Source organism: Glycomyces halotolerans (genome assembly GCF_054779575.1).
Genome location: NZ_BAAGXZ010000011.1, coordinates 117,744 through 129,975 on the forward strand (window position 1 = coordinate 117,744; position 12,232 = coordinate 129,975).

A 12,232-nucleotide genomic window follows, 5' to 3' on the forward strand; every position below is an offset into this window, starting at 1 on the left:
CGTCACGCCCGGGACCGCAGCGCGCGGCCCACCAGGACCGCGGCGGTCGCCAGCAGGACCACGCCGACCACGGCCGTCGCACGCAGGCCCGTGGTGAACGCGGCCTGAGCGGACTCCACCAGCGCCACACCGGTCTCGCCCGGAAGGCCCGCCGCCGTCTCCATCGCCTCGCCGAGCGTCGATGCGCCCTGATCGAAGGCGCCGCCCAGGCGGTTCACGTAGATCGCCGACGCGAAACTGCCGAGCAACGCGACACCGAGCGCACCGCCCAGCTCGTAGCCGGTCTCCGAGATCGCCGCGGCGGCCCCGGCCCGCTCACTGGGCGCGTCGGACATGATCGCCGCGTTCGTCACCGTCTGCACCAGACCCGATCCCAGGCCGATGATCCCGAACGCCGTCGCGCACAGCGCGACTCCCGAATCGACCCCGACTCCGGTGATCGCCGTGAACCCGACGGTGATCAGTGAAAGTCCCCCGACGATGATCGTCACCAGCCCGAACCGGTCCGACAGGCGGACGGCGACCAGGCCCGACACCACTCCGGCGACCATGCCCGGCAGCAGCACCAGGCCCGCCCGCATCGGCGAGAGCCCCAGCACCAGCTGCAGGTACTGCGTCAGCAGGAACAGCGCCGAGATCAGCGCGAAGACGACCGTGAAGTTGGTCAGCACCGAGGCGCTGAACCGGCGGCGCGAGAACAGCGCGACATCGATCAAGGGATGCTCCAGGCGCCTCTGGCGGGCGACGAACACCCCTGCGAAGGCCAGCCCTGCCGCGGCCGAGGCGATCGCGGTGAACGAGCCCCCGTGCTCGGCGAGGCTCTTGACCCCGTAGACGAACGGGAACATCGTCGCGAACGACAACCCGACGCTCGGCCAATCCAGCGGGCCCGGCTCGGGGTTGCGCGACTCGGGCAGCACGAACGGCGCGGCCACCAGCACCACCGCCGTCACCGGCACGGCCATGAGGAACACCGAGCCCCACCAGAAGTGCTCGAGCATCCAGCCGCCGAGGATCGGACCGGCGGACATGCCCGCCGAGAAGCCCGCGCCCCAGATCGCGATCGCCAGCATCCGCTGCCGCTCGTCGGTGAAGATGTTCCGCAGCAGGGCCAGCGTCGTCGGCATGAGCGTCGCCCCGGCCAGCCCGAGGAGGGCCCGGGCCGCGATGAGCGCCTCGGCGCTCGGCGACCAGGCGGCGAACGCCGAGGCCGCCGCGAACGCCCCCGCGCCGATCACCAGCAGGCGGCGCCGCCCGATCCGGTCGGCGATCGATCCCATGGTCACCAGGAGCCCGGCGAGCATGAAACCGTAGACGTCGACGATCCACAGCAGCTGGCCCGCGCTGGGGGAGAGGTCGGCCGACAGGAACGGCACCGCGAAGCCGAGGACGGTCATGTCGACCGAGATGAGCAGCACCGGCAGCACGAGGACCGCCAGCGCGGCCCACTGGCGGCCGGTGAAGCGGGCGCGGCGCGGCGCCGGGGTGCGCAGTGTCGTCATGGGTGCCTCTCCTTCGGCGGGACTCGCGGAGCGCGAGCCGGCGGCGAGCGCCATCGCTGTACCGTCCGGACGGTATAGTAACCCTCGGGAGGGCAGATGAGCCAAGCGGAAATCACGACTCGTGATCGGATTCTCAACGCGCTGCTGCGCATCCTCGTCGACGAAGGCAGCTCCGGCGTCACCCTCGAAAAGGTCGCCGCCGAAGCCGGCGTCTCCAAAGGCGGGCTGCTCTACCACTTCAAATCCAAGACCGACCTCTACGACGGCCTGGCCAGGCGCCACCGCCTCGTCGAAGAGCGCCGCATCGCCGAAGCCAAACGCACCGGCGTCGTCGAAGCCTTCCTGCGCGCCTCCGAAGTCGACTCGCCCGAATCCGCCGCCGGCCTGTGGGCCCTGTTCACCGCCCTGCGCGGCAGAGGGGAACTCTCCGAGACCGCCAAAGAAGACGTCCTGTTCATCTTCAACGGCTGGTCCCAGGCCATCCACGAGCAGCTCGACGACCCGGTCACCGCCGAGATCATCCGCCTGGTCGGCGACGGCCTGTTCCTCTCGGCCGTCTCCGGCGTCCCGCTCCCCGGACGCGAGCTCATCGACCGCATCCTCGAACGACTCAAGGACGCCGCCGGCGAGGCGTGAGCCGAACCGGTGAACTCCCCGGGGCGAATCCGGCACGCGCTGGCCCCGGCCCCGCTGCGGGGCTAGTGTGGTCGCCGTGCATGAATACCGTGTCCAGGAAACCGAACAGCTCCACCGCGGCTGGTGCTACGACCTGATCGCCGAGACCGTGTCGATGCCCGGCGGCGGCACCGCCCGCCGCGAGTTCCTCGACCACTGCGGTGCGGTCGTGGCCGTCCCGCTCGACCAGTCCGGCCGCGTCGGACTCATCCGCCAGTACCGGGTCCCCGCCAAGGAGGTCCTCTGGGAGCTTCCCGCCGGCATCCGCGACATCGAAGGCGAAGACCCGGCCGACTGCGCCGCCCGCGAACTGGCCGAGGAGGCCGACCTCAGAGCCGAGCGGCTCGTCAAGCTCGGCGAGTTCTACACCACCCCGGGAATCTCCAACGAGGTCATCCACTACTTCCTGGCCACCGGCCTCAGCCACGTGCCCGAACGCGAGCGCCACGAGCGCACCGACGAGGAGACCCACATCGAACTCGTCTGGTGGGACCTCGACAAGGCCCTCGCCGCCGTCGCCGACGGCCAGATCCGCAACGGCGTCTGCGCCCTCGCCCTGAACCTGGCGCGACTCCATCTCGAAACTTCGAAGTAAAGGTCCCCCACTAAAAACGTCGTTAGTCTCATAGCCAAAACCGGCGCCGCACCGTTACGATCATCGGCGAAGGCGCCGACCGGTGCGTGCGTGCGACCCACGAGGGAAAACGACGAAACCGGGCCCGGCGAGACATAGACTGCCCGTGTCGGCCGAGAACCGGCCGGCCGGCAGACTCGACGCTTCGGAAGGAACCCGTGCCGTGAAAGTCGCCGTCCCCCGCGAGATCAAGAACAACGAGTACCGCGTCGCCCTGACGCCCGCGGGCGTCCACGAACTGACCGCCGCCGGCCACGACGTCGCCGTCGAGACCGGCGCCGGGCTCGGCTCGGCCATCACCGACGACGACTACCGCGACGCCGGCGCGGCCATCCTCCCCGACGCCGACGCCACCTGGGGCGCAGGCGATCTCGTCCTCAAAGTCAAAGAACCCGTCAAGGCCGAGTACCACCGCATGCGTCCCGGCCAGACCCTCTTCACCTATCTCCACCTCGCCGCCGGCGCCGAATGCACCGAGGCGCTCCTCGAACGCCGCGTCACCGGCATCGCCTACGAGACCGTCCAGACCCGCGACCGGCGCCTGCCGCTCCTGGCCCCCATGAGCGAAGTCGCCGGACGCCTCGCCGTCCAAGCCGGCGCCTACCACCTCCAACGCCCCGAAGGCGGCCGAGGCACCCTCATGGGCGGCGTGCCCGGCACCACCCCCGCCAAAGTCGTCATCATCGGCGCGGGCGTCTCCGGCATGAACGCCGCCGCCATCGCCGTCGGCATGCGAGCCGACGTCGAACTGCTCGACCTCGACATCGACAAACTGCACACCGCCGACGACCTCTACCAAGGCCGCCTGCGCACCATCGTCTCCAACCGCTTCGAAGTCAGGCGCGCCTGCCGCGAGGCCGACCTGGTCATCGGCGCCGTCCTCGTCCCGGGAGCCAAGGCCCCCACCGTCGTCGACGACGACGTCCTCGCCGAAATGAAGGACGGCGCCGTCCTGGTCGACATCGCGATCGACCAAGGCGGCTGCTTCGCCCACTCCCGGCCCACCACCCACGACGACCCCGCCTTCACCCACGACGGCAAAGTCTTCTACTGCGTCGCCAACATGCCCGGAGCGGTCCCGAACACCTCCACGTACGCGCTCACCAACGCCACACTGCCGTACGTCATGAAGCTCGCCAACCTCGGCTGGGTCGAAGCGCTCCGCTCCGACCCCGCTCTGGCGCTCGGCCTGAACACCCACGCCGGACACGTCACCAACGAACCGGTCGCGCTCACCCACCACCTGCCGGTCACGCCTGTGGCGCAAGTGCTCAACGAAGCGTGAACCGGCCGCGCCCCGGCGCCGGAGCGGGCGAACTCACCCCCGGCGCCGCGGAGTCTCCCAAGCCGTCGACAGCCTCGATACACTGACGTACAGTCGCAGTAACAGGCAATCGGATCAGACGCCCGGCACCCGGTGCCGTCCTTGCAGCCGGAGGCGCGAAGAAATGAGCAGTGTGGACAGCAATGACAAGTGGGCGGCTCTGCGCTCGGCGCAAGTGCCGTCCACTGAACCGGACGGTGACTACTCCTCACCGGACCCGGAGACCTACACGGGCAAACGCGACATCCCCCAGCCCCAACCGCTGGAGCGCCACGGCCCCGCTCGCGTCATCGCCATGGCCAACCAGAAAGGCGGCGTCGGCAAGACCACCACGACGATCAACCTCGGCGCCGCGCTCGCCGAATACGGCCGCAAAGTCCTCCTGGTCGACTTCGACCCCCAAGGGGCCCTGTCGGTCGGCTTCGGCACCAACCCGCACACGCTGGACCTGACCGTCTACAACCTCTTGATGCAAGAGGACGTCGACATCGACGACGTCATGATGAAGACCAACGTCGCCGGCCTGCGGCTCCTGCCGGCCAACATCGACCTGTCGGCAGCCGAGATCCAACTGGTCAACGAGGTCGCCCGCGAGCAGACCCTCGCCCGCGTGCTCCGCCCGGTCATCCCCGACTTCGACTACGTGCTCATCGACTGCCAGCCCTCGCTCGGCCTGCTGACGGTCAACGCGCTCACCGCCGCCCACAGCGTCCTGGTCCCCCTCGAGTGTGAATTCTTCTCCCTGCGCGGAGTCGCCCTGCTCCTCGACACCATCGACAAGGTCCGCGAGCGGCTCAACTACGACCTCGAACTCGACGGCATCCTCGCCACCATGTACGACTCGCGCACCACCCACTCCCGGCAGGTCCTCCAGCGAGTCGCCGAAGCCTTCGGCGACAAGGTCTTCTCCACCGTCATCACCCGCACCGTGCGGTTCCCCGAGACCACCGTCGCCGGCGAGCCGATCACCACCTGGGCCCCCGCCTCCTCCGGCGCGCGCGCCTACCGGCAGCTCGCCCGCGAGCTCATCGCCGCCACCGACAAATGACAAGGTCACGACCGCCGACCCCAAATTGAGTCATACCAGGGGGCACCGGTCTAAGCTTGCGTGCGTGACCGACCAGCAGCCACCTCGCGCCCCCGAACAGCGGGACGCCGAGACCGAAGGGACCGAGACCGGCTTCCACGTCCGGCTCGCCAACTTCGAGGGCCCCTTCGACCTGCTGCTGCAGCTCATCGGCAAGCACAAGCTCGACGTCACCGAAGTCGCCCTCCACCAGGTCGCCTCCGAGTTCATCGCCTACGTCACCGCCCTCGACGAGGCCTGGAACCTCGAGGAGACCTCCGAGTTCCTCCTCGTCGCCGCCACCCTCCTGGACCTCAAGACCGCCCGGCTGCTCCCCAACACCTCCGTCGACGACGAAGAGGACCTCGCCCTCCTCGAAGCCCGCGACCTCCTGTTCGCCCGACTCCTCCAGTACAAGGCCTACAAAGAGGCCGCCGACCACCTCGCCGGCCTCGCCGCCACCGCCTCCACCCGCGTGCCGCGCGCCGCCGGCCTCGAAGACCGCTACAAGGGCCTCCTGCCCGAACTGGTCCTCGACCTCAGCCCCGAAGACCTCGCGCGCCTGGCCGGCAAGGCCATGAAACCGAAACCGCCACCGCAGGTCGGCACCGACCACGTACACGCCCAACGCGTGTCGGTCCGCGAGCACGCCGTCATCCTGTCCCGCCGCCTCCAACGGGTCCAGACCGCCACCTTCAGAGCGCTGGTCTCCGACTGCGAGAGCCGGCTCGAAGTCGTCGCCCGCTTCCTGGCCCTCCTCGAGCTGTACCGCGAGGCCCTGGTCGGCTTCGAGCAGATGCAGGCGCTCGGCGAGCTGACCGTGCGCTGGCTCGGCGGCACCGGGACCGCCACCGACATCGAGGTCGACGAGTACGCGGGAGCACCGCAGACGGGGGAGGAACCACCACATGAATGACCAGCCCGAATCGCTCGAGACCGAGGTCGCCGAATGGCGCCCGCCGTGGCAGCGCGACGACGGGCCCGCCACCGCCCGGCCCGACACCCCGGCCGACGAGCCGCCCGACGAACGCGACGAATACGCCCAGGCCGTCGCCGACGTCCCGGCCCAGGCCGAACCCGAGCCCGAACCGCGGAAGGCGCCCAGCCCCGTCCCCGACGACGTCGACCTCGGCGCCGTCCTCGAAGCGATTCTCATGATCGCCGAGGAGCCGCTCGCCGAGGAGTTCCTCTCCTCGGTATTGGAGCGGCCACTATCAGAGGTCCGTGAGACACTCGGCCGACTGAGCGCCGAATACACTGGCGACGGACGCGGGTTCGACCTGCGTCGCCAAGCCGGCGGCTGGCGGTTCTACAGCAGGGCCGACTACGCCGCATACGTGGAGCGGTTCGTCACCGACGGCGCTTCGGCCCGCCTGACCAAAGCAGCCCTGGAGACGCTCGCGGTCGTCGCCTACCGGCAGCCGGTCACCAGGGGCCGCATCTCGGCGATCCGGGGCGTCAACTGCGACGGGGTCATCCGCACGCTCCTGGCGCGCGGACTGGTCGAAGAATGCGGCTCCGACCCCGACTCCACGGCGACGCTGTACCGCACCACCACCCTGTTCTTGGAGAAACTCGGCCTGGACTCGGTCGCCCAGCTCCCCGAGCTGGCGCCGTTCCTGCCGGACGACATGACGGATATCGAGGATGATGAACAAAGCTGAAGCAGAGGGCGTGCGCCTCCAGAAGGTGCTCTCCCAAGCCGGGATCGCCTCCCGGCGGGCCGCCGAAGACCTGATCGCCAGGGGCAAGGTGAAGGTCAACGGCGAACCCGCCCGGCTCGGCCAGCGCATCGACCCCGGCCACGACGTCGTCCACGTCTCGGGCAAGCGGGTGATCACCGACGTCGACACCGTCTACTACGCGCTCAACAAGCCCCGCGGCGTCGTCTCGACCATGGACGACGAAGAGGGCCGCACCTCCCTGGCCGAATACGCCACCGGCATCGACCAGCGCGTCTTCCACGTCGGGCGGCTCGACACCGATTCCGAGGGCCTGCTGCTGCTCACCAACGACGGCGAGCTGGCCAACCGCATCATGCACCCCTCGCACGGCCTGCCCAAGACCTACCGCGCCCAGGTCGCCGGCATCCTCGACAAAGCCACCTTCAAACGCCTGCTCTCCGGCGTCGACCTCGACGACGGCCCAGCCAAGGCCGACAAGCTCAAGATCATCGACGAACACGCCGGCCAGTCGTTGATCGAGATCACGATCCACGAGGGACGCAAGCACATTGTGAGGCGCCTCTTGGACGAGGTCGGCCACCGGGTCTCCCGCCTCGTGCGCACCGAGATCGGACCGATCAAGCTGCGCAACCTCAAACCCGGCACCGTCCGCAGACTCAGCCCCGACGAGATCGGCCAGCTCTATCGAGACGTGGGTCTCTGAGCGCAACTGGGCTACCCTGGCGACGTGCGAACCATTCTGAACGTCATCTGGCTGGTGCTGTCGGGGTTGTGGCTGGCGATCGGCTACTTCCTGGCGGGCGTGCTCGCCTGCGTCCTGATCATCACGATCCCCTTCGGCATCGCCTCGTTCCGCCTGGCCGGCTACGCGCTGTGGCCGTTCGGGCGGACGGCGGTCCGTGACCCCTCATCGGGGGTCGCGGCGCTGGTCGGCAACGTCCTGTGGGTGGTGCTGTTCGGATGGTGGCTCGCGCTCGAACACCTGGTCACCGGCCTGGCGCTGGCCGTCACCGTCATCGGCATCCCGCTGGCGATCGCGAACTGGAAGATGATCCCGCTGGCCCTCTGGCCGATGGGCGCGAAGGTCGTCGACGTGCCCTGAGGCCGTAGATAATCAAAGACGTCGATACCGGGGCGGCCGGGGCCTGCGCGGCCGGCCCCGAAGCACACCCACATCGGTCCATCCAGGCATGATGTAGGTTTGCGTGGTTTGCAGTTGAAGAACGGAGCGAGACAGTGCCTGAGCACACCAAGAGCGCACCGGTCGTCGCCGTCGACGGCCCGTCCGGGGCGGGGAAGTCCACCGTCTCCAAGACACTCGCGACCGCCATTGACGCCGCCTACCTCGACACGGGAGCGATGTACCGCGCCGCGACGCTCGCGGTGCTGAAGGCAGGCGTCGACCCCTCACAGACCGCGCAGGTGACCAAGACGGTCAAGAACGCCAAGCTGGAGTTCGGCACCGCGCCCGAAGACCCCTACACCCGCGTCGACGGCGAGGACGCGACCCTGGCCATCCGCGGCGACGACGTCACCAAGGCCGTCTCGGCGGTGGCCGGCAACAAGACGGTCAGGAAGCACCTCGTGGCCGAGCAGCAGCGCATCATCGCCGAGGCGAAGAAGGGCATCGTCGTCGAAGGCCGCGACATCGTCGAGGTCGTCGCCCCCGACGCCGACGTCAAGGTCTACCTCACCGCCGACCCGGTCGAGCGCGCCAAGCGGCGCGCCGCCGAACTCGGAGCTGACGAGTCCGCCACGAAGGCCGACATCGAGCGGCGCGACGGGGCTGACTCGAAGACGACGAAACCGCTGGAGGCCCCCGAGGGCGCCACGGTCATCGACTCCACGGAGCTGCCGATCGTGGAGGTCGTCGCGAAGATCTTGGCATTGCTGAACAACAGGGACATCAATGACTGACGAAGCGACCTGGGCCGAACTCGATGAGGTCGAGCGAGGCCCGGTCCCGACGGTCGCCGTCGTCGGCCGCCCCAACGTGGGCAAGTCGACGCTGGTCAACCGCATCCTCGGCCGTCGTGCGGCCGTCGTCCAGGACGAGCCGGGCGTCACGCGCGACCGCGTGGCCTACGACGCCGAATGGGCCGGCCGCGACTTCAGCCTCATCGACACCGGCGGCTGGGATCCCGACGCCGAAGGCATGGCCGGGGCGATCGCGCAGCAGGCCGAACTGGCGATGCGCACCGCCGACGTGGTGGTGTTCGTCGTCGACGGCAAGGTGGGCGTGACCGACGCCGACGGGGCGGCGGTGCGCATCCTGCACCGGGCCAAGAAGCCGGTCATCCTCGTGGCGAACAAGGTCGACTCCGAGCGCCAGGAGGCCGACGTGGCCGACCTGTGGCGCCTGGGGCTGGGCGAGCCGCACGCCGTCTCCGCCCTGCACGGACGCGGCTCGGGCGACCTGCTGGACCAGATCGTGTGGGCCTTCCCCGAACAGCCGACCGGGCAGCTGAAGGAGCGGGGCCCCCGGCGGGTGGCGCTGGTCGGCCGCCCGAACGTGGGCAAGTCGAGCCTGCTGAACCGCATCGCCGGCGAAGCCCGCGCCGTGGTCGACAACGTGGCCGGCACCACCGTCGACCCCGTCGACTCGCTGGTCGAGATCGACGACGAGACATGGGTCCTGGTCGACACCGCCGGCCTCCGCAAACGCGTGAAGTTCGCCTCCGGCACCGAGTACTACGCCAGCCTCCGCACTGAGGCGGCCGTCGAAGCCGCCGAAGTCGCGGTGGTCCTCCTGGACGCCTCAGAGCCGATCTCGGAGCAGGACCAGCGCGTCCTGACCCAGGTAGTGGAATCCGGCCGTGCTCTCGTCCTCGCCTTCAACAAATGGGACCTGGTGGACGACGACCGCCGCTACTACCTCGAAAAAGAGATCGACAGGGAACTCGCACAGGTCTCGTGGGCGCCGCGAGTGAACGTCTCGGCCCTGACCGGCCGCGCCGTCTCCAAACTCGCGCCGGCCCTCCGGGAGGCCCTCGAAGGCTGGGGCCAGCGCATCTCCACCGGAGAACTGAACCAGTGGATCAGCGCCCTCCAGCAGGCGCACCCGCACCCGGTCCGCTCAGGCAAGGCCCCGAAGATCCTCTTCGCCACCCAGGCCGACACCGAACCACCGCGCTTCGTCCTCTTCACCACCGCCAAGCTCGACAAGCAGTACCTCAAATACGTCCAGCGCCGCCTGCGCGAGGACTTCGGATTCCGAGGCACCCCGATCGAGCTCGGCGTCAAACCTCGCGAACCACGCAAGAAGAACAAACGCAAGTAGCGGGCCCGCTCACAGAGGGGACCTCGCCTCGGCGCCACCCGAGGCGATAGGCTACAGTTGTCTCCGCCGCCGACAAGGCGGCACAACGGGCTGTGGCGCAGCTTGGTAGCGCACTTGACTGGGGGTCAAGGGGTCGCAGGTTCAAGTCCTGTCAGCCCGACAGTGTGATGTATCAGGACATAGGAAATGGTCCGAACCTGCGAAGGTTCGGGCCGTTTGTCGTTTTCAGCGTGTGGGTCCTTTGGGGCGGCCGGTGGGCTGGTAGTCGCGGTCCGGGTCGAGGGTGAGGTGGCGGATCAGTTCGCCGGTGAGGGCGTGGACCACCCTGATGTCCAGGCCGTGGACGATGAGAACGACGCGGGTTCGTGCGTAGGTTCGTCCGATGCCGATGTGGTGGAGTTTCCCGTTGTGGCGCAGGGTGACTGATCCGGCTTTGTCGACGACGTCGGTGCGGACGCGGTCGTGGCGATCGGTTTCGAGGTCGTTGCCGGGTGTGGCTTTGGGGCGGGTGGTGTAGACCGCGGCGGGCGTCGCGCGGTGGGGCAGCGACCGGTGGGGCCGGTGATGGTTGTATTCGCTGCAGAAGTCGTCGATCAGGGCCTGGAGCCCGTGGAGGTCGGTGGGCTGGGGGTCGGCGGCGGCGAGGTGCTTTTTCATGGTCTGCTGGAAGCGTTCGACTTTCCCGCATGTGGTGGGTCGGTTGGGTTTCGAGTTTTTCTGGATCACGCCGAGGCGGGCCAGCTCGCTTTCGAGGGCGTTCTTGCCGCCTCGGCCGCCGGCGAGGCGGGTGGTGAAGACCAGGCCGTTGTCGGTCAGGGTCGAGGCCGGTATGCCGTGGGCTTGGTAGGCGGCCTGGAAGGCCGCTAGGACGGCGGGGCCGGTGACCCGGTCGTGGGCGGTAACGGGTAGGGCGTAGCGAGTGCAGTCATCCAGCCAGGTGAGGATCTCGGTGTCGGCGCCGCCAGCGAGGCGGTAGTGGGTGAAGTCGGCCTGCCAGCACTCGTTCGGCATGGCGGCTTCGAAGCGGATATAGGAGCTTTTGGGACGCTTCTTGGGAGCTGGCTCGACCAGGCCGGCCCGGGTCAGGTGGCGGCTGATGGTGGCGGTCGAGATGGTGACCTTGTGGTGGTGTTCGAGGTGCCAGGCGATGGTGTGGGGCCCGGCGTCGAGGCCGGCGGTGGTGAGTTTCTCACGCAGCTCGATGATGAGCTCGATCGTCTCGGAGCTGGTGGCGTTCGGTGATGTCTTGGGGCGCTTGGATTTTGCCTTGAACGCGGCGGCGCCTTCGCGCTGGTACCTGGCAATGAGCTTGGACATCCAACCGGGCGAGACTCCGTAGTCGCGGGCGACCTCGGCTTGGGAGCGGCCCTTGAGGATGACAGCGGTGATGATCAATCGGGCTTTCGACATGCCCAGGAAACGACCGAGACGTTTCCTATGACCCGAGACATGCGTTTCCTATGTCCTGAACCAGGACACTGTCAGCCCGACCATAGAACGCTCGTTTGAACATCGGGCACTCTGCGAAGAGCCGTGGCGGCTGCCACGGCTCTTTCTGTTGTTGCCGGGCATGGTGGTGTGCTCGCAGTAGTTCCTCAGCGGTGCGTAAGCGGCGCTGTGGTCGGCGGTGGCGACGACCGGGCTGTCAGGGCATTCGGCGTCGACGTAGAGCTTGTCGAAGCAGCGCTTTCCAGCATCGGGCCAGTTCGTGGGCCGGGGCGGTGTAGATCGCGTCTAGGAGGTTCTGGAAGGTGACCTCGGCGCGGACGACGATCCGGCCGCCTTTGAGGCAGATGGCTCGGTTGCTGTCGGTTGTCATTGCGGTGATGGTCCTTTCGGGTCGGGAACGCGTTGCGGGGCGCACCGTCGGTGCGCCCCGCGTTCGGGTTGGTGGAGTTGTGGACGTTCAGTCCGCTCGGTGAGGCGGTCGTGGAGTTCGGTCAGGGGGATGCCTTGGGAGAGGGCGAACGGGAGTTCCCCCAAGAATGGGGACACGATTTCACGTTGTCTGAAGTGTATGCAGTAGTCGTTCGTACTCGATCGGGGACCGGTACTGAAGTGATGAG

General features: G+C 68.5%; 13 protein-coding genes and 1 tRNA gene. 11 read left to right on the top strand and 3 right to left on the bottom strand.

From position 1 onward, the window contains the following. Positions 1–2: 2 nt before the first annotated feature. On the bottom strand, positions 3–1,502 hold the full coding sequence (locus tag ACYVL2_RS11580; RefSeq protein ID WP_460543367.1) for an MFS transporter: 1,500 nt from the start codon (positions 1,500–1,502) through the stop codon (positions 3–5). 96 nt (positions 1,503–1,598) lie between these two features. Here ACYVL2_RS11580 and ACYVL2_RS11585 point away from each other — a divergent pair, with 96 nt between their 5' ends. The 11 genes from ACYVL2_RS11585 (at position 1,599) to ACYVL2_RS11635 (ending at position 10,326) form a co-directional block, all read left to right on the top strand. Beyond that, entirely contained in the window at positions 1,599–2,138 is a 540-nt protein-coding gene (locus ACYVL2_RS11585; protein ID WP_460543369.1) for a TetR/AcrR family transcriptional regulator, read from the top strand. Positions 2,139–2,214: 76 nt separating this feature from the next. Then, positions 2,215–2,772 carry an NUDIX domain-containing protein gene (locus tag ACYVL2_RS11590; protein ID WP_460543371.1) on the top strand — a complete coding sequence of 186 codons (558 nt, stop codon included), beginning with the start codon at positions 2,215–2,217 and terminating at the stop codon, positions 2,770–2,772. A gap of 202 nt (positions 2,773–2,974) precedes the next feature. Continuing rightward, complete coding sequence (gene ald, locus ACYVL2_RS11595) at positions 2,975–4,096, top strand: alanine dehydrogenase (RefSeq protein WP_460543373.1); 1,122 nt, start codon at positions 2,975–2,977, stop codon at positions 4,094–4,096. Positions 4,097–4,259: 163 nt separating this feature from the next. Beyond that, the gene (locus tag ACYVL2_RS11600; protein WP_460543375.1) at positions 4,260–5,183 is read left to right on the top strand and encodes a ParA family protein; all 924 of its coding nucleotides are present in this window, start codon (positions 4,260–4,262) and stop codon (positions 5,181–5,183) included. 64 nt (positions 5,184–5,247) lie between these two features. Next, positions 5,248–6,117, top strand: a complete 870-nt coding sequence (locus ACYVL2_RS11605) for a segregation and condensation protein A (RefSeq protein WP_460543377.1) — start codon at positions 5,248–5,250, stop codon at positions 6,115–6,117. Then, a complete protein-coding gene (gene scpB / locus ACYVL2_RS11610) occupies positions 6,110–6,865 on the top strand; it encodes an SMC-Scp complex subunit ScpB (protein WP_460543379.1) in 756 nt (251 codons plus the stop codon). The genes ACYVL2_RS11605 and scpB overlap by 8 nt, the downstream gene beginning before the upstream one ends. Beyond that, positions 6,849–7,589 (top strand): pseudouridine synthase, encoded by a 741-nt coding sequence (locus ACYVL2_RS11615; protein ID WP_460543381.1) that lies wholly within the window; start codon positions 6,849–6,851, stop codon positions 7,587–7,589. The genes scpB and ACYVL2_RS11615 overlap by 17 nt, the downstream gene beginning before the upstream one ends. A gap of 24 nt (positions 7,590–7,613) precedes the next feature. Beyond that, positions 7,614–7,988, top strand: a complete 375-nt coding sequence (locus ACYVL2_RS11620; RefSeq protein WP_460543383.1) for a YccF domain-containing protein — start codon at positions 7,614–7,616, stop codon at positions 7,986–7,988. A gap of 134 nt (positions 7,989–8,122) precedes the next feature. Beyond that, positions 8,123–8,803 (top strand): (d)CMP kinase, encoded by a 681-nt coding sequence (gene cmk / locus ACYVL2_RS11625; protein WP_460543385.1) that lies wholly within the window; start codon positions 8,123–8,125, stop codon positions 8,801–8,803. Then, positions 8,796–10,166, top strand: a complete 1,371-nt coding sequence (der, locus tag ACYVL2_RS11630) for a ribosome biogenesis GTPase Der (protein WP_460543387.1) — start codon at positions 8,796–8,798, stop codon at positions 10,164–10,166. Before cmk ends, der begins: the two co-directional genes overlap by 8 nt. An 86-nt stretch (positions 10,167–10,252) precedes the next feature. Beyond that, positions 10,253–10,326: transfer RNA gene (locus ACYVL2_RS11635), tRNA-Pro, on the top strand. A 65-nt stretch (positions 10,327–10,391) separates the two neighbouring features. Here ACYVL2_RS11635 and ACYVL2_RS11640 read toward each other — a convergent pair. After that, positions 10,392–11,576 (bottom strand): IS481 family transposase, encoded by a 1,185-nt coding sequence (locus ACYVL2_RS11640; RefSeq protein ID WP_460543389.1) that lies wholly within the window; start codon positions 11,574–11,576, stop codon positions 10,392–10,394. A gap of 235 nt (positions 11,577–11,811) precedes the next feature. Then, entirely contained in the window at positions 11,812–11,985 is a 174-nt protein-coding gene (locus ACYVL2_RS11645; protein ID WP_460543391.1) for a hypothetical protein, read from the bottom strand. Positions 11,986–12,232 lie beyond the last annotated feature (247 nt).

Coding starts and splice junctions, on each gene's coding strand:
- scpB (WP_460543379.1), top strand. CDS start 6,110: ATGAATGACCAGCCCGAATCGCTCGAGACCGAGGTCGCCGAATGGCGC.
- ACYVL2_RS11615 (WP_460543381.1), top strand. CDS start 6,849: ATGATGAACAAAGCTGAAGCAGAGGGCGTGCGCCTCCAGAAGGTGCTC.
- der (WP_460543387.1), top strand. CDS start 8,796: ATGACTGACGAAGCGACCTGGGCCGAACTCGATGAGGTCGAGCGAGGC.
- ACYVL2_RS11580 (WP_460543367.1), bottom strand. CDS start 1,502: ATGACGACACTGCGCACCCCGGCGCCGCGCCGCGCCCGCTTCACCGGC.
- ACYVL2_RS11645 (WP_460543391.1), bottom strand. CDS start 11,985: ATGACAACCGACAGCAACCGAGCCATCTGCCTCAAAGGCGGCCGGATC.
- ACYVL2_RS11600 (WP_460543375.1), top strand. CDS start 4,260: ATGAGCAGTGTGGACAGCAATGACAAGTGGGCGGCTCTGCGCTCGGCG.
- ACYVL2_RS11640 (WP_460543389.1), bottom strand. CDS start 11,576: ATGTCGAAAGCCCGATTGATCATCACCGCTGTCATCCTCAAGGGCCGC.
- ACYVL2_RS11585 (WP_460543369.1), top strand. CDS start 1,599: ATGAGCCAAGCGGAAATCACGACTCGTGATCGGATTCTCAACGCGCTG.